Raw genomic sequence first — 25,397 nt, 5'->3', positions numbered from 1 at the left:
TTGCGTAAAAATGATGATAAATGCAGGGTTAGCCATATTCATGCTGTAGTGCATCGATATAATTAGGCTGAACTGAATGGAGAGCCAACAATGGATGTACGTAATAGTATTTTACAAGCGGCAGAACAAGAGATTGCTAAACGAGGGATTGTGCAGTTTTCTTTATCAGGGTTAGCGCATGTTATTCCAACCTCAAAATCGACGGTTTATGGCCATTTCCCTAATAAAGACGAGTTATTGGTGGAGATCTTCAATCACCAAGCAGATAAACGGATCTTGGTGGGCATTAGCCTTGATAACTCTACAGACCTTAGTACTGCAGACAAGTGTGTCATCTATTTTTGTTATTCAGTATATGCAAATTTGCAGAATATTACCGGTAATGGGGTTCGGTTTCTTCCATCTAATCCGCAGTTATGGAAACGCGCAAAGCCAGACACCGTCGAGTGTATGAAGCGGCAGTTAAAACAAATCCATACCTTGCCCATTAATTATTTAAAAGATGCCAGATTAACCGGTGAATTAACGGCCACAGATGCTGAGATTAATTATGCAGTGATCGATTTATTGACCATTGAGCGTGGCGCAATCATTAACCTAACTAATGCTGGCCTTGACGACTTAATGGGGCAAATCGACCCATTTTATTTTTTACAGCGTATGATTGAGCGCATTGCACTATTAAAGTGGGCGAAACCAATAAGTACACCAGCAACGCAGATAGATGAACAAATCAAAAGCATTTTAAAAGGGCGTCCGTTTTATGATGACGTTGTATAGCGTATGTCAATCATATCGACTTTGGTGCTTATTTCAGCAGGCTTGATTTAGTTTACCCGGTCAGCAAAAAAAGAGTGGCCTTTGCTGTTTTTATCGTGTCATTGTTTAAACGCTTTAGTTGAATTAGTTGTGGGCTATTACGCAATAGTGGCGTTATTGTCAGTTGAGTTTTTGCGGTTTGCTTGTTTTAATAGGCGCAAAGTAGCCTGTTATTGACCACAGCATGAATGATGATATCTGTATTTCACTTCCCTCTTTAATACATAGGCTCGGTAGGAGCAAAGTTATTAAGGCTCAAAGTATTGCTAAGTTGCATCAGTGCGAACTCAAACGTGTACGACGTTCAAGGCATTGGCAGTTATTAGGCGAGGCTCTTAAAGTTCATGCATTTTGCGGTCAGCTAAAAGCTGCTCAGTTACCAGAGCAGGACCAGGTACAATACCATTACTTAATTAAAAAAATTGAAACCGCCTTACTGACCCATGCCGACAAATTAGAACCGCTATCGGCGAAGCTGGAGCGATTAATAAATCAAAACCCTAATATCACTTTGGCTGAGCTTATTCATCTCAGTGACTGCACCCTTGCACAAGCCCGCATGGCCCGCTTTAACGCTGATAATTGGTAGGTTAAAAGAGCTAATGGCCCTTTATGCTTTTGCGATATAGAGTGACAGGACCCATAAACAATGCAACAGGTTAACGCTCAAGATGAATCGTTAACCTGTTGCGCTTATTGTATTGTGGTCAGAGTGTGATGAGAGTTTACAGCTTAAAATTAAACCCGATATTGACTGTGTCTTCACAGTAAGTGTCGCCGTAAGTTGTCGGCGCATCATCAAAGAAAGACGCCTCAACAAAAAACGATAATGCCTTACTGTAGTGGTAGTTAACACTGCCAATTAATAATGCTTGGCTGTCATCTTTCCATTCGTCGGTATAGGTTTTGTGTTGGTATGACACGCCAAAATCAAAGTCGTTGAGTCGATATTTTACCGCACCAACATAGGTGTTCTCGTTTTTAGAAAATGCATGCTCGTTCAATTCCACTAGGCCTGCCACAGTAACATTGCCAAGCTGGTAATCGGCACCAATAGAGAAACGCTCATAGTCATTTTCTTTGTCGACGGCGGGGTAGCTTTTATCAACGCGAACATAGCCGGCGCTGGTGTTAAATGAGCTAGAGTTGTAAACAATACGCGCTGACAGAACATCGCCATCGGAGCCGTTATCATTTTTTAATGACACGATAGCTGCAACGAACTTAATTTTACCGCTGGCTAAGTCAAACTTAGGCGTAGCGTAGGCAAAAATATTGTCGGTGTAGGTTACTTGATCCCACAACATTTTATTTGAACTGGCCAGCTCTGCATTGTTGGATTGGTGAATGTCAACGCGCTGGTAAATTTCGCTGTAAACGCCGGAATACCCTTTACCGACAACTACCGCGCCGTAATTGGTTAGAAAGATAGCGCGGGCAATGGTAACTTCAATATCATCATACCCACGGTCACTAAAGTTGTCTGAGTACTGGGCTTCAGCGTCGTATTTTACTTTTAGGTTGTCGGTTTTATATAAGCCAGACAAGCCGGCTTTAAGTTGTTGAACCTCGGTTTGGTAGTCTTTGCCGGTTTGCCATGTTGACTGGCCTTGGGCTTCACCGTAAAAATTATTATTAAAAGATTCTGCAAGTACGGTAAGCGGAGAAGCCGAAGCGATAAGGCACGCGATTGCTAAGTAGTTTAGTTTCATGTTTTTCCCTCAAAAAAAGCCACCTACACAGGAGGTGGCTTACGCGATTAATTATTGTTTGTACGTCACGATAAATCCGTAAATACCGCTATGGATGAGACGGTTTGCTTAAAATTAGCGGGCAGTAACACCGCCCGCTAACTCATTACTTAACCGCTTTATCAGGATGGATAACTACGGCGCGGTAGGCTGCGTTACGTGGCATTAGGTATAAAAAGTCAATTTCAACCGCTACGTCTTGAGTACCGTATTTTATTTCGTTCAGGGTACCGCCAGAGCGACGTCCCTTGGTACCTAAGTGCGTGTTAGCTGACAGAGTAAACATGGTATCTTTGTCTGCTTCATAGCTTACGTTTGAGGTCACAACTGAGTACCAATCAAAACCGCGGTCTTTACCGTATTCCCAGATTTGCTCAACGGTCATATCGTCTTCATTGATTTTGTATTCAACTGCGCGGCTGTACTTCATGGTTGCCAGTGCTGGCTGATCCATATAGCGTCCGTCACCGTTATCGAATGAAGACACGCCAATGCTGCCATCTTTGTAGGTTTTCCCCGTTAACCATGTAGTGTGCTGTGTATAGGTAAAGTCAAAGTCACTATCTTTACATAAGCCTTTGTCAGTACAGTTAATTTCTTTGCCATTTGCATCAACAGGTTGCAGTACTTTATCGGCAAATTCACCGGTCCAGCCTGCTTTAGGCGATAGGATCCATTTCACTTCTTTATCGCGGCCAATCTTAACGTTACCTTGGTGACGTAAAGACAAAATGATGGAGTCATCGTTGGCGTCATAATCAATTGAGTTTACATGTGCCCAGTTACGACCCGCGCCAACACCTGGGATGTCAGCAAAAGGAGCGTCTGGCTCAATTTTTGCCTTTTTACCCATTTTTTCTTGGTCAATGTTAAGACAAACCGCACCTGCATTGAGTGAGATCAGTAGGTCATCACGCATGTTGTCGAGAATGTTGTTTAGGTCCCACACTTCGACTAGTTTGCCATTTTGATCCATTTCTAAAATATGGTCTCGTACGGTATGGACGCGTTTGCCGTCTTTACGCAAGTAATCGGTTTTAGCAGCACGAACTAGGTAGTGGCCGTTTGGCATGGTTTTCATGTCGTGCGAGAAATCTTGATACCCGCGCGGTAGATCCCACTCGAAGATCATTTTGCCAAACATATCCATACGATAGATTTTTTGACCTTGACCAAAGACTAAATCACCGTTTTCTTCTTGGTGGAAGCCCATCATAATGCCGCGCTTGTCGAGTTCTTTTACGTTATGTAGCATTTTAGTGTCGAGTGCCCAGCGCGTTTCGCCTTCAGTATCGAGCACGTACACAAATGACCAACGGTCCCATTCCATTGCACCCATTCCGCCTTTCCAGCTGACATCATAAGAACCGGGTACGGGGAGTAAGTAGTTCATCAAATAGAGGCGGTCTTTAAATTCAGGGTCGACTTTTTTCACGTTCACTTCAGGGAAGTTAGCTTTAACGCCGTTAACGACTGCGCCACCTTGCTGTGGCAATGTCCAGATAGAGTAGGTTTCTTCGATTTTTTTGCCGTTCTTTTCGTACTTCACCGTCACTTGGTTGTCGTGATCAGCATACAGACCAAAAACAGGAATACCGTTATGGTTGAGAATGGTTTCTCTATGCGCGTCATATTCAATATCAACGCCATTTTTGCCTTTGCCATGAACAATGATTTCGGCATAGTCAATTTCATAGCCGCCTAAATCGATAACTGCGGTTTGTGGTGCGAGCCCGTAGGGGTTAACAATAACTGAACCTAGCTGACCTTGTGCTGGTGGAGGCTTAATAGCATTGAATTTGCCTGCAGTAGCTGGACCAGCGATTGAAAGTGCGGTTGCAGCAAGTGCAAGGGCTAAAATTGTTTTTTTCATTGAGATATCCCTACATTGAATGTTAAATGTGCAACTTACCCACCTTTTTTAGGCGTTATACACCGCTCAGACACCGCGTGATTAACCGGGTTTTGATGCCTGTAAACAAGGCGGGTAACAGTTGCTATTGCTTGAGGTGAATCATATAGGGGGGGCGGTTTTTTGTTTGTGAGCAACTAATCTAAGGCGAGGAACAACTCCTTTCCGTTCAACGGGGGCTGACGCACATTAACTGAGTAAATAAGACGCTATCGACGGTAATGATAATTTTGCCGTACTGCTCACAAAGCAATAATCACAACTGAACATTATTAGTATAAAAACCGATGAGTTATGCCAATCTATATGCATGATGAAATAGATGATTTTTTTATGAATAATTACTTGCTTAACCCATCCTCTGTCGTCGAAACGATTCTTAATGAGGCTAAAATTGTGATAAAAGAACAAGGTTTTTGTTCATTTAAAATATCGACAATTATTGAACGGTGTCGTTGCTCTACTAAGACTCTGTATAACGTTTTTAGCTCAAAAGAGGACATCGTTGTCGCTTTATTTATTCAGCACGTTAACGACATCATCGTAAAGATTAATATGATCTCCGATGACGAGTCACTGTCACATCAAGAGAAAATCATTTATTCGATGATGTACGACCCTATGAAGTGCTGGGCGGCAGAAGAAGAGGATTTTTGCATTAACTTTTTAGGGGTTAACCCGTACATCTATAATTTTGTCAGTCCTGAGTTTGTTGGTAACCTACAAGTCATTTTTTTGGAGATAAAAGAGCATACGCAAAACATGTGGAAAAAAGCGGTTGAGGATGCCTGTTTGCACTCCAACCCTGAAGATATTTTAAAGTGTATTGCGCAGCTCAGAGGTATTCAAAAAGGCGCTGTTGCTATTGGTCAAAATAAATTTTTACGTCAATTTGGCTACGATAATAATATCGAGCCGACCTTCGATTCAATGTGCGGACTAGTAACCGCCCTTGATTGGCAGACACCGTGCACTGCATTGTGTTATTCAAATATGATTAAAGTGCTGACGCCATTATTAGAGGTAAAGTGTATGAACCTTGAGCACTATGGGTTACCGATGGAGTCACTAAAAGATAAAATTGAGCTTTAGTTGCTTTGTGGTTTTAGTAGTAGGGCCGCAACAATAAAGCGAATTTAAGGGCATGTCGTTATTATTCCAGTAGTAATGCTAACTTAATACGCTGTCGTAGTTAAATCCCAATGGTGTTAACAATACCTTACGTCAAGCCTTTGCCCGTCGCGGTTGACCCTGTTATTGGTCGTTGCAACTGCATGAGATCTTTTCAAACCGCTGTGAATAATAAATTGCCGCCGAATATTTTTGCTGTCAGTCATCTGTTGGCGGACTTAACTGCAAAATGCTTAGCGGTATTTGGAAGGTTAAGCACAATAAAAAAGACCCACATAATTTTATGTGGGCCTTGCTAGGTAACACTAAAAGGTCTCGAACGGGTGGTGGTCGTGGCCTTTTGTCGAGGTTTAAAATTAAACCTCGACTACAGTGCTAACTATTTAAGCATGTCTGCTGCACGAATAACCTGTGCGCGGTAGCCGGTTGCAAACATAGCGTGGCTGTGAATATCGATACGAACCGCTGGTTCTGTTTTACCGTATTCATGTTCTACAAGAATTGACTTCACTTTACCTGTGGTGTCATCCATTTTAAGGTTACCGTAACCACCACCGAGTCCGTATAAACCAGATGAAGCAAAGTAAGACATCATAGAGTTTTTATCAGCTTGGTATTTAACAATTGAGGTAACAGGGCTGTAGCCTTCATAGCCTAGTTCGTCCTTACCGTATTCCCAAATCTGTTCTACCGTCATGTTGTCTTCATCAATCTTGTATTCAACGGAGCGACTGTATTTCATTGTTGGAAGAGCAGGTTGCTCTAGGAAGCGACCATCACCGTTATCGAATACTGTGTAAGTACCTTTTTCATCAACTTTGTAGGCAGTGTGTTGGGTCCAAGTGTAGTCAAAGCTTGTGTCTTCACACTTACCAGCATCAGAACATTTAAGTAACTTGCCATCTTCAATCGGTTTAAGCACTTTGTCAGCAAATTCGCCAGTCCAGCCACGACTTGCGCCGAGGATCCATTTTACTTTTTTATCGCGGCCAATTTTAATTACGGCTGACTGGTGACGCGATGAGATAATGATGGAGTCATCAACAGGGTCGTAATCGACTGAGTTAACGTGAGCCCAGTTACGGCCAGTCATGACACCGTGAATATCACCTAAATGAGAGTTCGCCATCTCTTCAGCTGAAGAGGTGTGACCTTTTTGATTGATATCGATGTTAAGACAAACTGCACCGGCATCAAGCGAAAGTAAGGCGGCGTCACGCATCGGGTCTAAAATCTTGTTTAAGTCCCAAGTATCAACTAATTGACCATTCATATCGACTTCAATAATTTGGTCGCGAACGGTATTTACTACCATGCCGTCTGAGCGTTTGTAGTCTTTACGTGCAGCACGAATAAGCATGTTGCCGTTTTCAATTTGGATACCTTCATGGGAAGCATCAGAGTACAGACCTGGTAAACTATGTTCGCTGATCATACGTCCCATCAACGTCATGTGTTTCCAGCCTTGGCCTTGCACCCAAACCATATTACCTTTATCGGTAACGTTCATGCCCATTGCATAACCGGCATTTTCATAGTCTTTTGAATCATGCGTGGTGTATGGGTTCATGTACCAACGAATGTCACCGGCAGTATCAAAAATCATGTAGCCTGGCACGCCATCCCAAGAAAATGCACCCGGTGCATCAGGGTTGTTGTGCATCATTAATCCCGTTTTTGAATCCGCAGTTGTCCAGTTAACAAAGTACAATCTGTCTTTGAATTTAGGGTCAACTTTAATCACTTCGGCTGTAGGGGCTTTAGCCCAGTTTTTTTGCGAGAAGCCCATGTCAATGTCAGGCGTTAGCATTTTGTATTCGTGAGACTTACGTTTACCGTCTTCAGTCCACTTAATGGTGAACTTGTTCATGTAGCCGGCGTAAAGACCAAAAATTGGTACGCCGCCTTCATCAATAATTCTTACATCACCCACTGGATAAGTGATTGGAACACCGCCTTTTTTAGCGTGAACAGTTACTGTTACATCACTAATTTCATGGTTGTTTAGGGTCACAACAGCAGTGAGCGGGGCGTTTTCATATGGGTTATGAATAATGTAGCCTAATGGCTCATTTGGGCCTGTTTTAGGTTTCATACCCAATGCGGATGCATTAACGTCAGAGGCGATACCCATAGAACCGATAGAACAAAGAATGGCAATTCCAAGTAGTTTTTTTGCAAACATATCATTCACCTATTATGTTAAAGATAATAATTAATGCGTTACGTCTAATATTGATACGTGTATTGATACATGTTCAATAACGTCTAAATTTAATGTTTTGTTGTTCATCAAGCGGGCTACCCCGCACTTATTACTTAAGCCGTTTAACTTTGCTTGGTGTTAATGTTATAGGGAGTGAATGTAGTTAAATGTGACTATATGTTCCGGTAATGGAAATGAATTGTTTCCATTGTTCGCGTTAAATAGCACATAATTTTTAATGTTGATCCTACCTAATGACGGTTTTTTCTCGTTGTTAAAGTCACGTTTTTGCGATTTTTGTGAATTACGCTGAGTTTGTTTGCGCTAAATTTGTAGGGTTGAATTAGCTTTTTTAATTTTTGCTGTCTGTGTAGCTGTAACTCATGGGGGATGTAATGCAAAGAATTGAATTGTCGGTTTAAACTATCTTTTCTAGTGATCAGCTTTAGTTATTATATTTTTAATATTGAGTTCGATAGTTGACAGAAAGTACGGTGAACCATTGCCTAAACGATAACGTGAATAACGCTAAAACCTGTTACCTGTTGAGTTGCTGTGCTCAATGACAAAAATACAAGGTATTCAGAGGTGACGTTCACGGTTGATTGCACAAAAAAAGACCCACATAATTTTATGTGGGCCTTACTAGGTAACACTAAAAGGTCTCGAACGGGTGGTGGTCGAGGCCTTTTGTCGAGGTTTAAAATTAAACCTCGACTACTACAGTGCTAACTATTTAAGCATGTCTGCTGCACGAATAACCTGTGCGCGGTAGCCGGTTGCAAACATAGCGTGGCTGTGAATATCGATACGAACCGCTGGCTCTGTTTTACCGTATTCATGTTCTACAAGAATTGACTTCACTTTACCTGTGGTGTCATCCATTTTAAGGTTACCGTAACCACCACCTAGTCCAAATAGACCTGCTGAAGCAAAGTAAGACATCATAGAGTCTTTATCAGCTTGGTACTTAACGATTGAGGTAACAGGGCTGTAACCTTCATAACCTAGCTCGTCTTTACCGTATTCCCAAACTTGCTCAACCGTCATGTTGTCTTCATCAATTTTGTATTCAACTGCACGGCTGTACTTCATGGTCGGGATAGCAGGTTGTTCTAAACTACGACCATCACCGTTATCGAATACTGTGTAAGTGCCTTTTTCATCAACCTTGTAGGCAGTGTGTTGGGTCCAAGTGTAGTCAAAGCTTGTGTCTTCACAAACACCTGCGTCAGAGCATTTAAGTAACTTGCCATCTTCAACCGGTTTAAGCACTTTATCAGCTAACTCACCAGTCCAGCCGCGGCTTGCACTTAAAATCCATTTTACTTTTTTATCGCGACCAATTTTAATCACGGCTGACTGGTGGCGCGATGAGATAATGATGGAGTCATCAACAGGGTCGTAATCGACTGAGTTAACGTGAACCCAGTTACGGCCAGTCATGACGCCGTGAATATCACCCATGTGTGAATTTGCCATTTCCTCAGCAGACTTAGTATGCCCTTTTTGATTGATATCGATGTTAAGACAAACTGCACCGGCATCAAGCGAAAGCAAGGCGGCGTCACGCATAGGGTCTAAAATTTTGTTTAAGTCCCAAGTATCAACCAATTGGCCATTCATATCGACTTCAATAATTTGGTCGCGAACGGTATTTACTACCATACCGTCTGGGCGTTTGTAGTCTTTACGTGCAGCACGAATAAGCATGTTGCCGTTTTCAATTTGAATGCCTTCATGGGAAGCATCAGAGTACAAACCAGGTAAGCTGTTTTCGCTGATCATACGTCCCATCAGCGTCATGTGTTTCCAGCCTTGGCCTTGCACCCATACCATATTACCTTTGTCGGTAACGTTCATGCCCATTGCATAACCGGCATTTTCATAGTCTTTTGAATCATGCGTAGTATATGGGTTCATGTACCAACGAATGTCGCCAGCTGTATCGAAAATCATGTAACCTGGAGCACCATCCCAAGAAAATGCACCTGGTGCATCAGGGTTGTTGTGCATCATTAAGCTAGTTTTTGAATCAGCGTTAGTCCAGTTAACAAAGTACAATCTGTCTTTGAATTTAGGGTCAACTTTAATCACTTCGGCTGTGGGGGCTTTAGCCCAGTTTTTTTGCGAGAAGCCCATGTCAATGTCAGGAGTTAGCATTTTGTATTCGTGAGACTTACGTTTACCGTTTTCAGTCCACTTAATGGTGAATTTATTCATGTAGTCAGCGTAAAGGCCAAAAATTGGTACGCCGCCTTCATCGATAATTCTTACATCACCCACTGGATAAGTGATTGGAACACCGCCTTTTTTAGCGTGAACAGTTACCGTTACATCACTAATTTCATGGTTGTTTAGGGTCACAACAGCAGTGAGCGGGGCGTTTTCATATGGATTATGAATAATGTAGCCTAATGGCTCATTTGGGCCTGTTGTTGGCTTCATGCCTAATGCGGATGCATTAACGTTAGAGGCGATACCCATAGAACCGATAGAACAAAGAATGGCAATTCCGAGCAGTTTTTTAGCAAACATAGTAATCAACCTATTGTAATTAAAATAACAATTAATGCGTTACTTTTAATGTTGGTACATGAAAAATAACGCCCAAATTTATAGTTTGTTGTTCATCAAACGGGTTAACCCCGCACTCATTCATTAAGCTTTTATTAAAAATCATTTAACTTTGCTTGGTATTAATCATATAGGTGAGAGTTAAACTGAGTTGTGACGAAACTTTCCATCAAAGGAAATGAATCATTTCCGTTACGCGTGTGTAATCGCACATAAATTTAAAGTTGAGTTTTTTTGGGTTATATATTTGTGGAGTAACTCTTGGAAAACGTATTTTTGAGTCGTGGCGGGTTTTGCTTTGATAGTAAATAGTGTTTTTAATGAGAGTGTTATATGTGTTTAGTGGCAGTGGTTAATGGCTGTGTTGATGTATTTGTTTAATTAATAGATATCACATTAAACTATTTTATATAATAATCAGAAGCGCTTAAAAGTATGGTCATATGTATGTTGTTTAAATGTCGATATAAGTATTAATTTAAGTAAATAGCGGTATTTTAATTTAATCTGCGTTGGTTGGCGTTATTTAAATTGCAATTAATGGTCTATATTTAGACAAAAAAAGGCCCGTATTAAATTTAATACGGGCCTTGGTAGATAACACTTAAAAGAGTTGTCCGGGTGAGTGAACAACCCAATTATCGAGGTTATAAATTAAACTCGAGCCATAGCATTATCTATTTAAGCATACCTGCAAGGCTATAACTTGTGCATGCTAGCCAGCGCAAACATGCATGGTTATAAAGTTAATCGCCATATACTGGCTACTTACTGCCTTTAAGTGTTTTAGTAATGAACGCAATGGTTAGTGGTAGCGCACAAATAATAAACACACAGTAGCTAATAATGCAGTACTGAGCCATGTTCAAGCCAAACAGTGACCAATCGTCTTCACCACAAATACCACTTGGTGCGAATTCATAAGGTAGCCATTCGTGCAGTGGCAGGTTTAACGGGAATGTAGGCTCAAGTGAGCAAGCATTCGCGCCTTGGCCAGATTGGAACAAGTCCAGTCCAGCATCTGCAGCGTGTGACGCAACATGTTGGCCTGACAATACAATGGCTTTGTCCATACCGTATACAATGCCGTACCAAGCAAGTACTAAACCTAGCACTTTGATGATTATATTTTTAGGCGCAATGATCATCATGATGCCAGCAATTAAAATACAGAACTGGCTAAAACGGATGTAAACACAGTTTTCACATGGGTCCATTGCAAGGAACCACTGGAAGTAACCCATTGCTGACCCCAGCAAGAATACACAAGCACAGGCCATAACAGCCCAAACTGCGCGTCCTTCTTGTGTCGCTTCTAATGTCGCTAACGGGTTAGCTTTAAGATCGGCTATCCACTGTTTAAATTGAGTAATCATAGTTTACCTTAAAGGTTGTTTTTGATGGTTTCATCAAGGTTAGCGAGTGAAGTGATTGTGCTGGTATCAATCATCTTGTTACCGCCAACAACAATGGCTGGGATCCCTTTTTTCTTAGCGATGGTTAACGCGATAGTGCGGTCGTAAGCTAGTTTTTCTTGCGCTTCTGGAGAAGCAAGAGCAGCTTTAAACTCAGCTTGAGACATGCCCGCAGCCTTAAGGCCAATTGCAGCTAAGTCACCTTTTACCGCAGTTGAACCTTTAACATTTTTAAGTTTTTGATCATGCACTGCAGCATACATAGCAAGCTTTGCTTGTTTGTATTTTTTGTGGCTGATAGTGTCAGCAGCAGCTAATACTTCGCAAGATTCAACACCTAGCTCACCTTTGTTTTCAAGACAAATAGCTTGGAAAGTTGCGCCTGCAGGTAAGTTTTTAACTAGGTTTGGTGTTACGGCTTTTTCGTACTTGTAGCAGAATGGGCAGTAAACTGAGTAAACTTTTTGCACTGTGTTATCTAGTGCTGGCGTGTCAATTTTAATAACTTCAGCAGCAGATACAGTAAATGTCATAAATAGTGCTGCAGCTAGGGTGGTTAATTTAACTTTCATGTAGGCCTCGATATGATTAACAGTGTACTTTAATTGATTAATCATACAGGTGAGTGATGGGGCAGGTTGTGATCAAACTTTACAATGATGGAAACGTTTTATTTCCATCATTGTAGATCGGGTGCTCAAAAAGTATGTGTTTTATAATGTTGAACACAAATCTTAATTTTACCTTAAATTTACTGGTTAATATGTGTTCGGTGTGTGGCACAATATAAAGAAGGTAACCTGTATAAGTAACTGATGAATAACTATTTACTAAACCCATCCTGCGTTGTTAGCAATATTTTAGAACAAGCGGAAGTGGTTATAAAAAAGCAAGGAATGTGCTCATTTAAGCTTGTTACTATTGCTGACCTTGCGGGGTGTTCCACCAAAACTCTTTATAATTACTTTCATAATAAAGAAGATATTGTGACGGCATTGTTTATCCGTCATATTAATATGCTTCAGCAAAAAGTAAGATTGATATCGTCATCTGAGGCTTTATCGAATAAAGAAAAAATCATCTATACAAGTATGCTTGATCCTATGCGATGTCTTACGGCCGAAAAGGGAGACTTGTGTCTCAACTTTACCGCCGCAAATCCGCAGATCCATCAATTTGCTAGCCCTGAGTTTATTGGCAATATGCAGGCAGTATTTTTTGCGATGAAAGAGAATAATGAAGCTATGTGGCGGCAAGCGATTGATGACGGGGATCTGCAGTCTAATAAAGAAGATATTGTGGAATGTATGTTCATGTTGATGACCTTACAACGTGGGGCTGTCGTTATGGGACAAAATAAGTTTTTGCGCCAATTTGGTTATGATAATGATGCTCGCCCAACCTTTAATGCCATATGCCGGCAGGTTAACTTGCTTAGGTGGAAGGAAAAATGTCCGGCATTGTCATATCCAAATATGCTGAAAACTATTTTTCCATTGTTAGACACCAATAATACTAACCAGCAGCATTTTGACTTGTTATTTGAGTCACTTAAATACCCGATAGAGCTTTAGACTGCTTTTTGTCAATCCCCCTTCTTAGCTTGTTTATTCTGCGTGCAAGCAGTTTCTAACTGTGAATAATTGCACGTTATTTTGTGAAATTTAAAAAATTAGCATAGTAAGTTTTATGGCGAGATCCACTGCTGTTGCATACACTTAATGCTAAGTGTTTGCTTTGGGGTGGCACGCATTAGCATTGGCTACAAATGCGAGTTTGACTGCATTTTAAGCGTTGTTTTATGTATTCTAAGCATAAGGTTTACAGGATGTTGACTGATATATTTTCATGGAAAAGGGATTTTACATCAATGCTAGCATTGATAAGTGGGTTGCCGTTTCTGATATTGGTTTGTCTTTGCATCTCCCCCTCTTTTGTACGAGCTGAAACCGCGCTCGATACCGTTAATCTTCAGTTACGTTGGCATCATCAATTCCAATTTGCGGGTTACTACGCTGCGCTTGAGCAAGGGTATTATCAAGAAGAAGGCCTTGATGTGCGTATACAAGCAGGCGACCCTTCGCATATTCCTGTTACTGAAGTGTTATCTGGTAATGCTCAGTATGGTGTGGGCAACAGTGAGATCCTGTTCCAGCGATTACAAGGCAAGCCGTTAGTTGCACTGGCAACGGTATTTCAACATTCCCCTTCGATATTACTTTCACTTAAAAGCACCAATATTCACTCTGCCCACGATCTTGTTGGCAAAAAGGTGATGCTTGCTAATAAAAATCAAGATGCAGACTTTTTAACAATGCTAGTTAATGAGGGGGTGTCGTTGTTGCAGCTCGATATTGTGCCGAGTAGTTATGATCTAAATGACCTTATCAAAGGTGAAGTTGATGCTTTTAATGCTTATATAACGAATGAACCTTACATTTTAGACCAACTTGGCATTGCTTATGACTTTATTGACCCTGTGACTTATCGCGTAGATTTTTATAGTGATATTTTGTTTACATCAGAGGCTGAGTTAGACAAGAACCCTGAGCGTGTCGCAGCTATGCGGCGCGCTAGCCTTAAAGGTTGGCGTTATGCGATGCAGCATCCAGATGCGATCATTGAGCTGATTTTAGAGCAATATAGCACGAGCAAAACACGCGAACATTTAATGTTTGAAGCTGACGAAATGCGTAAGTTAATTGTCCCAGATTTAGTCCAAATAGGGCATATGAACCCTGAACGTTGGCAACATATGGCGGGAACGTTTGTTAAAGCGGATTTGGTTGAAAGTGTGGCTGAACTAGACGGCTTTATTTACGACCCTAGTCCGCCTATTATCCCCAGGTGGATATGGATCATACTCTGTGTTGCGCTATTTTTAGTGCTATTAACCACGTCAATTACTTTTTATTTGCACCGTTTTAATCGCTACTTAGCTGAAACTAAAAAAACGTTACTGCACAGTGAGGAACGGTTTAAAGCGTTGAGCGAGGCTACTTGTTGCGGAATAATTATCCATAATGATGAAGGAGAGATCCTAGAGTGTAATATTGGGCTAACCAATATTACCGGATATAGCTATGCAGAATTAATAGGTATGCGCAGTGTTAACCTTGTTACACCTGAACATCAAGAAGGGCTGTTACAGAATGCGCTCGACGATTTTGGCTTTCGTGATGAAGTTGTTGGGCTGCGAAAAGATAAATCTGAATATCCGCTAGCGATTAATGGTAAGCATATTATCTATAAAGGGCAGCCTGCGCGCATTATTGAGTGGAGTGATATTACTGAAAACAAGGCCACTGAAGATAAGTTAAAACTTGCTGCAAGTGTGTTTACCCATGCGCGTGAGGGCATCATGATATGTGATGCCGCTGGTGACATTATTGATGTTAATGACACCTTTAGTAGCATTACAGGTTATAGCCGTGAAGAGGTGCTTGGTACCAACCCGCGTTTTTTGGAGTCAGGTCGCCATTCTCGCGAGTTTTTTGACAGCATGTGGAGCGCGCTATTAAACCAAAAGCAATGGTCTGGCGAGATTTGGAATAAACGTAAAACCGGCGAAATATTTGCGGAACTTATTACCATAAGCGCCGTTTCAGACGCGAATGGCAAGCTTAAAAACTATGTCGCGTTGTTTTCAGATATCACTTCAATGAAGCAACATCAGCAGCAGCTAGAACACATTGCCCATTACGACACGCTGACCGATTTACCCAACCGGATTGTCTTATCTGACCGATTGCTACAAGCCATGAATCAGAGTGTACGGCGTCGGCAGTTTATTGCCGTTGCCTACCTCGACTTAGATGGTTTTAAAACGATTAATGATACCTACGGCCATGATGTCGGTGATGATCTATTAATTATGCTGTCCAAGCGGATGAGTGAAACATTACGCGAGAGTGACACATTGGCACGAATTGGTGGCGATGAGTTTGTGGCACTATTGGTTGATCTAGATAATTTAGAAGATTGTAAGCTGGTGCTGAGTCGTATGTTGCAAGCAGCGAGTTCGCCGTTTAAGTCTGGAGATAATAGCTTACTGGTGTCGGCCAGTATTGGTGTGACTTTATATCCTCAAGATAATGTCAGTGCAGATCAGTTGATCCGCCATGCTGATCAGGCCATGTATAGTGCTAAACAGACTGGCAAGAATCGGTATCATTTTTTCGATATTAATCAGAGTAAAGATATACAAAGTACGCATGAGGTTATTGAAAGCATTAGGCGCGGTATTGAACAAGATGAGTTTGTACTTTACTACCAACCTAAAGTGAATATGCAGACGGGCACTGTCATTGGTTGTGAAGCCTTGATCCGTTGGCAGCATCCTGACCGAGGGTTACTGTTGCCAGGTGAGTTTCTTCCCGTAATTAATAAGCACCCTATTAGTTTAGTGTTAGGAGATTGGGTGATTAATAATGCGTTGTCACAGATGACAGACTGGCAGACGGTTGATCTAGATCTGCCCGTTAGTGTCAACATTGATGCATACCAACTACAAGATCAAAATTTTGTGACTAAGCTGTCAGAGGCGTTAGCCTTGCACCCAACGGTGCCGCCGCATTTACTCGAGCTTGAAATTCTAGAAACTAATGGCTTAGCTGACATGATGCAAGTATTAGCAACCATGCAAGCTTGTATTGATATAGGGGTGAGTTTTGCGCTTGATGATTTTGGTACTGGCTTTTCCTCACTGACTTACCTTAAACGTTTACCGGCGAGCATGTTGAAAATTGACCAAAGCTTTGTACGCGATATGTTAGTTGATCTTGATGATCGTGCGATTGTTATGGGGGTGATTAGTCTAGCATCAGCTTTCCATCTTGAAGTGATAGCAGAAGGTGTTGAGAGTATTGAGCATGGTAGCCAGTTGATGTCGATGGGTTGCATGCTTGCACAAGGTTACGGTATTGCTCGGCCCATGCCTGCTGAAGATATTCCGCTTTGGAATATACAATGGGTGCCTGACGCAGCTTGGTTAAATTAACTATGCTAACAGCTTAGCTCATTAACCACATTTACTGTGTAGAGTAATTTTAGTGACTCTTGAATACTTTATTGTTGATGATTAAATTATGCTATTACAACGCGATAAAGTATTACATTTAAATATATGATTCACGACATTGTTGTCAATTATAGTGTCGCTATTAATGTGTTACTTTTGTAATTTAATTCAAGTAAAAACCATAAAAACATCGCTTTTAATTAGAGTTACCTTAGTTATATATGGAGTTGATTTTACTTATTTCTTCAGAGTATGACGTTTCTTGAATTATCTCTTTAGCACTGGTGTTGCAATGTGAAATAACTTTGTCTGTGTCGATATCGAAATCAACATTCCACTGCAGACTATTGATTTGCGCACAAATAAATTTGTAAAACTGTTGTTTGTCATCACAAATTGGCATCATTATGTTTTTGTTTCTAAAATTTAGTGAAAACCCACGCTCATAAAGCCTCATGTTGTTTAGGGCTTCTGTTATTTCATCGATGTTGTTACTGACATAGCCATTACTGGTTAGTGATTGCATAAAGTGACGATTTGATGATTTTATCATTTTGAAAATCATAGCTGTTTCATGTGCATACTGGTGTGACGCATGATTAATAAAGGTGTCAGACAGTGCAAAGTGTTGCATGTCGCAGTCAATTTTAGAGTACTCTTGTTTTGATGAGGTGAATGTAAACAGAGATAATATCTGCTCTTTGGGGTTTAAATTATTGCAGCATGAGTATCGATTAGCCACGACTGCCCACCTAATTAAATTGCGATTAAAAAGCAGAATGTAAAAGTCATGTTCATTAGAAAACTTTGAATAAAGAGTGCCTTTTGCTATCCCAGTTTTATTGGCAATAATATTTATAGATAATTTAAATAAGCTGTCATTGTCATAAAGGTTATCTAGGCACTCGAATATTCTGTTATATAAATCGGCCATGCTTTTCCTAATCGCTATAATCTAGCTGTGGCGTTAAATGTCATCGGTGTAAGAATAATTTAAATTATTTTTGTTGAGAAGTTGCAGCTGTTTAGATTGTTCTTATTTGTGATAAATATCTATTATTCTGTTTTTTTGTAGTATCGGTGTTTTATTTGAGTTTATTTTTGGAAATGTTTACAGATTCAAATAGAGAAGTATCAAGTTAATGTTTTTTCTAAAGGCACAAACTACCCATAAATCGAAAAGCACTTGAAAACTTAGTTTAAGGGTATGTAATGAAAAAATCAGTAGTTAGTTTAATCATAGCATCTGCACTATTAGTCGCCGCTACACCATCGCATGCAGCAAAAGCATTTAATCCATCAGCACCGATTAAGGCACAAGGCCAGTTGGGCACAGTATTTGTTGATGCTTATGGGGTAGCTCCGCAAACCGCTGTAATCGACTTGGGTGGGTTTAAAATTGAAGCTGCAAAAGTGGTAGTACACGGTAAAGGTAAAGATGGAATAGACATTAAATATGACGTTGACCATGCAGATATCTTAAATCATAACGGCGTACCCATTTTTGGCCTTTACGCAGACTTTAATAACACCGTCACTTTAACCTACACAAAAAGCGGTAAAAAAGTGACTGAAGATTACAGGATCTATACTGCTCCTCGCGTCAGTGGTACGCCTTCAGATGGTATGCGTAATAATGCACCCGTGATTCAACCAGTTAAGGTCGCAGACGAATTCAAAGACAGACTGTACTTAATTAACCATATTTTTGAAACGCCTAATTCAGGAGCGCTGGCATGGAAAGGTAATATGGGGGCTCAAAACTGGTCAGGTAAAAACAATATATTTATTACTGATACCAAGGGTGAAGTACGCTGGACTTTAGATACATCGCAGTTTGAAAACTACAAAGATATTACTCAACGCGGCATTATGATGGGCTTTCATCAGCTAGATAATGGTGACCTGATTTGGGGTAAAGGCCAGCAATTATTCCGCATGGATATGTTTGGTAAAGTGGTTTGGGACTGGGATTTACCACGTGGTTATATTGATTTCTCGCATGAAATACAAGCCATGGATAACGGCCATTACTTAGTTCGTGCAGCGAAAGCTGATTACCTCAGAGATGATGGTAAGCGTGTACATACTGTTCGAGATCATATTCTTGAGTTAGATGAAAATGGTCGTTTGGTCGATGTATGGGACTTGAACATCATTTTAGACAACTTACGTGATGATTTACTGCTGGCGTTAGATGTTGGTGCGGTTTGTTTAAACGTTGACAATGAGCATGCTGGCGAAACCGTAGAGGTTGAGCTTGATGCCCCGTTTAGCGATATTCCAGGTGTTGGCGCTGGCCGTAACTGGGCTCATGTCAACTCCATTGATCACGACAGTTCAGACGACAGTATTATCCTTTCGCTGCGTCACCAAGGTGTCGTTAAAATTAATCGCGACAAGTCAGTTAAATGGATTCTATCGCCAAAAAGTGGCTGGAATAAAGCACTAGCAAGCAAGCTGTTGACCCCAGTTGATTCAAAAGGTAAAAAAATATCATGTACTGATAATGGTGCGTGTGAAGGCGATTTCGATTTCACCTATACCCAACATACAGCATGGCTAACCGGTAAAACTTACCAAAACGGTAAGGTTAAGGGCTTAAGCGTATTTGATAACGGTGATGGCCGTCACTTAGAGCAACCTGCACTTAAATCAATGAAGTACTCTCGCGCCGTTGAATACAAAGTTAATGAAAAAGACATGACAGTCGAGCAAGTATGGGAGTTTGGTAAAGACCGCGGTAACGAGTGGTACTCTGCAATTACGTCAAATGTGAGCTTCCAAGAAGACAAAAACTCTATGTTTATCTTCAGTGCTAACACACGCCTACAGCAAAAAGGTGTGCTGACTCGCGGGGTTATCAATGAAGTTGAGTACAACACTGATAACGTATTAGTTGAAATGGATGTGATATCGCCTCTTCCAGGGAATGCGCCTTACCGTGCAACGATCATTAACCCTGACCTACTGTAGGCGACACTATGAAAAAGTTAAGTTTATTCGTCGCGTTAATGGCTTTTGGTGCTCCGACGCTGCAAGCCGAAGTGCTCAACAGTAATTTTAAAGTTGCTGCTGGTTACTGGATGGAATCTGGCAGTGGCTCAGAAGAAAATAACCAAGGTGATGAAACGGTTATTATTGCTGAATACCGCGCCAAAACGGATTGGGGTTCGAGTGTTGTTCGAGGGTTGATTGAGAATATCGGTGGCACTAATGAGTCACCAAACGGTATGACGATCACTACCTTAAAGACTTTTTCGACCACTTATGTTGATATCGGTGATTCACCTTTTTCGGTCTGGCTTGACCATATGACAGTGGGTAATAATAAAATTGCCGATAACCATGTCCGAGCGGGTATTTCGTATAAAAACAAGTTTGGCCCCGTTAGGTTTAGTACCCAGTTTGCACCTGAATATTACTTCGGTCATTCACCATTTGATGATGCGAAAGGGATGCACTTGTTTGGTCGTACGATATTGAGTTATGACCTGACCGACAACATCAAGCAAGCTTTTATATTTGAAAATGTGAATTTCCGAAACAATGACATACAAGACGGTATTGGTTGGAAAGAGCATGGTTACCATTACATGCTCAACACCAGTTTTGGGGTTACTGAAGCGATTACAGCTAACCTTCAATTGCACCATTTTGAATCGTTTGGTGGCTACGGTACTGACGGTAACTCAATTTTTGTTAACTTCAGTTACAACATGTAGTAAGTCGCTTTAGCGAACTTCATCTGCACGAGATAAAGCACTGTTTACACAGTGCTTTTTTATTGGCTGTAAAACGGTGGCTAATTTTAGATGCGTCATCATACGTATATGCATGCTTAATTTTTTGTTTAGCAAGGTTATCAGTGACCGACGGGTTACGCTAAGCTTGCTTTAAGGTTGTTCTTCACATCGATATTCATTAAGTGTTAATCACCAGCGGCTGCAGTAATGTTTGCTTTGAGCTATTTAGCCAAGTTATTGTCTAAATAGATCATCCAAGATTTTTATTATTTAAGCTCTTCATTTAAGTTTTAAACCGACTATTCCCATCATATTTGTGAGGCTATATTCATGGCTTTGAGGCTACCGGTAGGTTTACTTTATGTGTAGCGGGTAAACAGTTGGTGAAATACTCACGGAGCTAACCTACACCTTGCGTTAACATATACATGGCAGCTCTGAGTGTGGGTTAAATTGAGCACGGATTGACACCGTCTATCAAGTTAGTTGATAAAAAGGGGCATTGAGTTTACGTATGCCGTGCAACATTCTGGCGTTGTGTTTGTTTACGTTTAATGGCTGAGATTAATCGATACGACGGTACTGATTAGGCTATTGCTTGGGAGGAATAGGGGAGAAGTAAAACAATACAGCTTAACAAGGCGCCACCTTAAGCAAGTTAAGGTTAAGGTGCGCCATGTTAAAAATGCAGACGAGATTACTCGTATCTTAATGCTTCAATCGGATCGAGGTTTGCCGCTTTGTAAGCCGGATAAAAACCAAAGCCAATACCGATTAATGCTGTACCAATTACGCTAATGCCAATAATTGCTGGTGAAATGGCCATCTCCCAACCTAAGCCATATTGCATTATCACTACGGCCAATAGTGATAACAACACACCCGTTAAGGCACCGATAACACACAGCGTGACACTCTCAATTAGAAATTGAATTAAAATGTGCTTGGGTTTAGCCCCCACTGCCATGCGTAAACCGATTTCACGGGTACGCTCAGTAACGCTAACCAGCATGATGTTCATCACGCCAATACCACCAACCAGTAATGACACTCCGGCAACACCGGCGAGTAACATTGAAAATACTCGGTTGGCTTCTGCGCGAGTTGACATCATTGCCGATAGGTTCATCACATCAAATGGACTTGTTTGCCCAACAGGCACGCGGTGGCGTTGATCCAGTAATCGTTCAATCTCCTCAGTGGCATAATCCATGTTTTCCGCTTTGTCTACCGCGATAGTGAGTCGCTTGACACGGTTAATATTGGTGCCAGAGCGGCCAAGTACCCGACGGTTAGCGGTGGTAAGCGGCATGATAAGGGTGTCGTCTTGGTCAAAGCCGCGCATGTCTTGGCCTTTGGTTTGTAACAGGCCAATAATGGTAATCGGCACCTTGTTGACTCGCACAATTTCGCCAATGGCAAATTCAGCATCGCCAAATAATGCGGTGGCAACCGTGGTGCCAATCAAAGCCACTTTTGCGCCACTTTTCATGTCAACTTCAGTGAACATTTCACCATGCGAAATAACCCAGTTACTGGCATGAATATAATCAGTGTTGGTGCCTTGTACGCTGGTAGACCAGTTTTGATTGCCCCACACGATTTGCGTTTGGCCATCATTAGAGGCGCCAACATAGAGCACTTCAGGTATTTCATTTTTAATCGCTGTGGCGTCTGAAATGACAAGCTTATCTACGTCGCCGACAGCTTGTTTAGCCCCACCAGATTTACTGGGGCCGGTGCGCACCATTAACACGTTAGTGCCGAGACTTTTTATTTTTTCCTCTACTTGCCGTTGCGCACCTTCGCCTAATGCAAACATGACGATGACTGCGCTAATGCCAATGATGATCCCCAAAGTGGTCAAAATTGAACGCATTAAATTACGACGTAACGATAGTAAAGCGGTATGCACTAAGGTCATTACAAGGCCTCCGGCTTTGGCTTTCTTGAGGCGGTAGGCTGAAGCTGGCCATCACGCACCATTACAATGCGGTCTGCGTAGGCCGCCACTTCGTCTTCATGTGTCACTAACACCACGGTTTTACCTTGTTTGTTTAGTGTTCTAAACAACGCCATGATGTCTTCACTGGTGCGGCTATCAAGTGCGCCTGTTGGTTCATCGGCCAAAATAATGTTTGGCTGGTGGATCAAAGCGCGGGCAATTGCTACACGCTGTTGTTGTCCGCCGGAGAGTTGGCTTGGGTGGTTTAACAGTTTATCGCCTAGGCCAACAGACTCTAAGCATTGCTGCGCCCGCTGATCAGCATCGGCTACTGGCGAATCTGCATACATCAAAGGCATTTTCACATTATCAAGGGCTGAGGTGCGGGCTAGCAGGTTGAATTGTTGAAACACAAAGCCAATATGGTCGCGGCGTAATGTGGCCAGGCCGTCTTTATTGACGCCTAAAGTTGAGCTATTAAGTAAACGCACTTCGCCTTGCTCTGGTGTCATTAAGCAGCCAATTAGGTTCATGAGTGTTGACTTGCCTGAGCCTGATGGCCCCATAATCGCCACCATTTCACCTTGGTTGATGGTGAGGTTGATATTGTTGAGCACTTGAAAGCGCTCACCAGCCATAGGAAAACTATGGCTTAAGTTAATACACTGGACGGCAACACTCATAGCGAACCCGCTTTAATTTGGGTAATAACTTGCTCACCAGTAAGGTCTGGCTTTAACAGTTCAGTATACTGGCCGTCGGTGATACCAATTTGAACTGGCACACTGACTTGCTTGCCATCACGCAAAAGCAGTAGTGTGGCAAGTTTTATTTTACCGCTTTGCATCGCTAGTCTGAGTTCTTTTTGTGCGTCGGTCAGTACGTCATCTAACGCTTGCTGTACGCGTTGGCGTTGCTGCTCAGATACACCGGGTCCACGGCCTTCTGGGCGTTTAGGCATTTTGCTTTCAAGTAGTTGTTTTTGCTCTTCACTAAGGTCTAAACCGGCAAGCAATGTTTGCGGGCCTCGACGTTGTTCTGCAGATTCATCTTTGAGTCGTGTTGCAAGACGTAATGCGGCATTAGACACGCGCTGTATACCTCTTACGCTGTCAATTGAAATATCGAGATTGGCTGTCATTCCCGGTAGTAATTCACCATCGCGATTGTTGGCAGAAATAATAACGGTGTAGCTGACCACACCAGAGGTTGATTGCGGTGAGCGACGGATCTGTGTGATTTGGCCCCTAAACTTGCGATCGGGAAACGCATCAACATTAAAGTTAACCCGTTGTTGCTCTTTTAACTGACCGATGTCAGATTCGTCAATATAGGCTTCGATTTCCATTATCGACAGATCTTTTGCCAGTTGGAATAGCTCTGGAGTATTAAGGCTAGAGGCAACCGTTGCGCCAGCCTCAATGGTGCGAGATATTACGAATCCATCAATCGGTGCGCGAATTTCGGTTCGGTTTAGCTCAATTTGGTCTTGTTCTAAACTGGCCTTATTAGAGGCTAGGGTCGCATTTAGCACATTAAGTTGAGCTTGACCTTGTTGTAAGTCGAGCTGGTATTGGTCTGCAGAGGTGCGGAACACATCGAGCTCGTCTTCTGAAATATTGTTAGACAAGGCTAACTTTTCACCACGGGCTAAATCGCGCTTAGCTTTGTTGAGTGTTACCTTTGCGCGTTCAATGGCGATTTTTTGCAATGCAATATCAGCTTGTGTTTTATTCACTTGTGCTTTTGCTTGAGCCACTTTCGCGGCAAAAGTTCTTGGGTCAATTTGCGCCAATAGTTGTCCAGCTTGCACGGTATCGTTAAAATCGACGTAAACTTCGGTAATTTGGCCGGAGAGTTGCGCGCCAACAATCACATCATCAACCGCTGCTAACGTCCCAGTTGCACTCACTGAGTTTGAAATATCACCTTTGCCAATAGTTTCAGTACGGTAGGAACTAGATTCTGGGGTAACTGCGTCTGTGGTGGTAAAGAACCAGTATGCACTTAGCATTAATGCTGCAGCGATAACTAATAAAAGTCTTTTCATAATTGACCAAGTAAGAGTTTAATTTGATTGATATTCTAACAATCAAATTATTGATTCACCCATGACTTTTACACTACTTTACGACTGTTAACTAACTGACACTTATTTGCAATGAAACCAATTGATAGGCAATGGTAACTGGCTTTGCTGTAAGGGGATAACTTATCGTAGTTCTCAATTGTAGTGCCGATTTTAATTGACTGAGCACTGGTTATTTCTGGTCGTAGACGGCTATATCCAGGGCTATTCTATTTACATAAATTAAACCTTTACAATATTCGATACTCCTGTAGAGTATGCCTTGCTCTGGCATTCAGAGTTATTAATGAACATCAAGTAATAAGAAAGCCTCAGATGCTGCGTTATCGTTGTTATCCCTGTGTTTCCCTTAGCTTCATCGTCACATTAAATAATTCAAGCTATCAGCGCATCGCATTTTAGCGATAGATTTTTTAATTTTAATTATATAAGGGACACAAAATGTCTAATTCAACTACTGGTATCGTAAAATGGTTTAACGAAGACAAAGGTTTTGGTTTTATTACTCAAGACAACGGCGGCGCTGACGTATTCGTTCATTTCCGTGCAATCGCTTCAGACGGTTTCAAAACTCTTGCTGAAGGCCAAAAAGTTTCTTTCGACCTAGAGCAAGGCCAAAAAGGCCCACAAGCAGCTAACGTAGTTGCTATCTAGTTGAAAGATGAGGTAATTGTTTAACGACGATGTGCCTCACTTCAAATGATTAAGTTAACGTGAGCCATTAGGTTTATATTGTTTAACTTAATTCATTAAAAAAGCGAACCTTATGGTTCGCTTTTTTACGTC

Annotated in this window: 18 protein-coding genes; 8 read left to right on the top strand and 10 right to left on the bottom strand. The window is 41.6% G+C overall.

The features are described from left to right. Positions 1-90 precede the first annotated feature (90 nt). Together RGE70_RS14215 and RGE70_RS14210 are read left to right on the top strand one after the other, a co-directional pair. Positions 91-780, top strand: a complete 690-nt coding sequence (locus RGE70_RS14215; RefSeq protein WP_310472098.1) for a TetR/AcrR family transcriptional regulator — start codon at positions 91-93, stop codon at positions 778-780. 223 nt (positions 781-1,003) lie between these two features. Continuing rightward, entirely contained in the window at positions 1,004-1,408 is a 405-nt protein-coding gene (locus RGE70_RS14210; protein WP_310472097.1) for a ribosome recycling factor family protein, read from the top strand. A 136-nt stretch (positions 1,409-1,544) separates the two neighbouring features. Here RGE70_RS14210 and RGE70_RS14205 read toward each other — a convergent pair whose 3' ends face one another. After that, a complete protein-coding gene (locus tag RGE70_RS14205; protein WP_310472095.1) occupies positions 1,545-2,531 on the bottom strand; it encodes a porin in 987 nt (328 codons plus the stop codon). Positions 2,532-2,676: 145 nt separating this feature from the next. Further along, positions 2,677-4,443 (bottom strand): aryl-sulfate sulfotransferase, encoded by a 1,767-nt coding sequence (locus RGE70_RS14200; RefSeq protein WP_310472094.1) that lies wholly within the window; start codon positions 4,441-4,443, stop codon positions 2,677-2,679. Between the two features lie 333 nt (positions 4,444-4,776). On the opposite strand from RGE70_RS14200, the gene RGE70_RS14195 reads away from it, so the two are divergent. Next, positions 4,777-5,574: a TetR/AcrR family transcriptional regulator gene (locus RGE70_RS14195; protein ID WP_375087860.1), complete on the top strand. Its 798-nt coding sequence runs from the start codon at positions 4,777-4,779 to the stop codon at positions 5,572-5,574. Positions 5,575-5,992: 418 nt separating this feature from the next. Here RGE70_RS14195 and RGE70_RS14190 read toward each other — a convergent pair whose 3' ends face one another. The 4 genes from RGE70_RS14190 to RGE70_RS14175 all read right to left on the bottom strand — a co-directional run bounded on the left by RGE70_RS14190 (position 5,993) and on the right by RGE70_RS14175 (position 12,383). Further along, positions 5,993-7,798, bottom strand: coding sequence for an aryl-sulfate sulfotransferase (locus tag RGE70_RS14190; RefSeq protein WP_310472092.1), 1,806 nt, complete (start codon positions 7,796-7,798; stop codon positions 5,993-5,995). Positions 7,799-8,551: 753 nt separating this feature from the next. Continuing rightward, entirely contained in the window at positions 8,552-10,357 is a 1,806-nt protein-coding gene (locus RGE70_RS14185) for an aryl-sulfate sulfotransferase (protein WP_310472091.1), read from the bottom strand. An 803-nt stretch (positions 10,358-11,160) separates the two neighbouring features. After that, positions 11,161-11,772, bottom strand: coding sequence for a disulfide bond formation protein B (locus RGE70_RS14180; protein ID WP_310472090.1), 612 nt, complete (start codon positions 11,770-11,772; stop codon positions 11,161-11,163). A gap of 8 nt (positions 11,773-11,780) precedes the next feature. Further along, on the bottom strand, positions 11,781-12,383 hold the full coding sequence (locus tag RGE70_RS14175; RefSeq protein ID WP_310472089.1) for a thioredoxin domain-containing protein: 603 nt from the start codon (positions 12,381-12,383) through the stop codon (positions 11,781-11,783). 243 nt (positions 12,384-12,626) lie between these two features. Here RGE70_RS14175 and RGE70_RS14170 point away from each other — a divergent pair, with 243 nt between their 5' ends. Beyond that, complete coding sequence (locus tag RGE70_RS14170; protein ID WP_310472088.1) at positions 12,627-13,385, top strand: TetR/AcrR family transcriptional regulator; 759 nt, start codon at positions 12,627-12,629, stop codon at positions 13,383-13,385. Positions 13,386-13,639: 254 nt separating this feature from the next. Then, a complete protein-coding gene (locus tag RGE70_RS14165) occupies positions 13,640-16,810 on the top strand; it encodes an EAL domain-containing protein (RefSeq protein WP_375087859.1) in 3,171 nt (1,056 codons plus the stop codon). Positions 16,811-17,042: 232 nt separating this feature from the next. On the opposite strand, the gene RGE70_RS14160 is transcribed toward RGE70_RS14165, so the two are convergent. Further along, positions 17,043-17,573, bottom strand: a complete 531-nt coding sequence (locus tag RGE70_RS14160) for a hypothetical protein (protein WP_375087858.1) — start codon at positions 17,571-17,573, stop codon at positions 17,043-17,045. A gap of 470 nt (positions 17,574-18,043) precedes the next feature. Here RGE70_RS14160 and RGE70_RS14155 point away from each other — a divergent pair, with 470 nt between their 5' ends. Together RGE70_RS14155 and RGE70_RS14150 are read left to right on the top strand one after the other, a co-directional pair. Beyond that, entirely contained in the window at positions 18,044-19,807 is a 1,764-nt protein-coding gene (locus RGE70_RS14155) for an aryl-sulfate sulfotransferase (protein ID WP_310472084.1), read from the top strand. An 8-nt stretch (positions 19,808-19,815) separates the two neighbouring features. Continuing rightward, positions 19,816-20,556, top strand: a complete 741-nt coding sequence (locus tag RGE70_RS14150) for a hypothetical protein (RefSeq protein WP_310472083.1) — start codon at positions 19,816-19,818, stop codon at positions 20,554-20,556. Between the two features lie 718 nt (positions 20,557-21,274). Here the strand turns inward: RGE70_RS14150 and RGE70_RS14145 are convergent. From RGE70_RS14145 to RGE70_RS14135, 3 genes are read right to left on the bottom strand one after another with little or no spacing between them, the layout of a single operon-like run. Beyond that, positions 21,275-22,501 (bottom strand): ABC transporter permease, encoded by a 1,227-nt coding sequence (locus RGE70_RS14145; protein WP_310472082.1) that lies wholly within the window; start codon positions 22,499-22,501, stop codon positions 21,275-21,277. Beyond that, positions 22,501-23,205 (bottom strand): ABC transporter ATP-binding protein, encoded by a 705-nt coding sequence (locus RGE70_RS14140; protein WP_310472081.1) that lies wholly within the window; start codon positions 23,203-23,205, stop codon positions 22,501-22,503. The genes RGE70_RS14145 and RGE70_RS14140 overlap by 1 nt, the downstream gene beginning before the upstream one ends. After that, positions 23,202-24,572 carry an efflux RND transporter periplasmic adaptor subunit gene (locus tag RGE70_RS14135; protein ID WP_310472080.1) on the bottom strand — a complete coding sequence of 457 codons (1,371 nt, stop codon included), beginning with the start codon at positions 24,570-24,572 and terminating at the stop codon, positions 23,202-23,204. Before RGE70_RS14135 ends, RGE70_RS14140 begins: the two co-directional genes overlap by 4 nt. A gap of 480 nt (positions 24,573-25,052) precedes the next feature. Between RGE70_RS14135 and cspE the strand changes: the two genes are divergently transcribed. Beyond that, complete coding sequence (cspE, locus tag RGE70_RS14130; protein ID WP_020911253.1) at positions 25,053-25,265, top strand: transcription antiterminator/RNA stability regulator CspE; 213 nt, start codon at positions 25,053-25,055, stop codon at positions 25,263-25,265. Positions 25,266-25,397: the final 132 nt, after the last annotated feature.

This window comes from Shewanella youngdeokensis, from assembly GCF_033180165.1.
GTDB lineage: Bacteria > Pseudomonadota > Gammaproteobacteria > Enterobacterales > Shewanellaceae > Shewanella > Shewanella youngdeokensis.
This window is presented reverse-complemented; position numbering and strand designations above follow the sequence as displayed.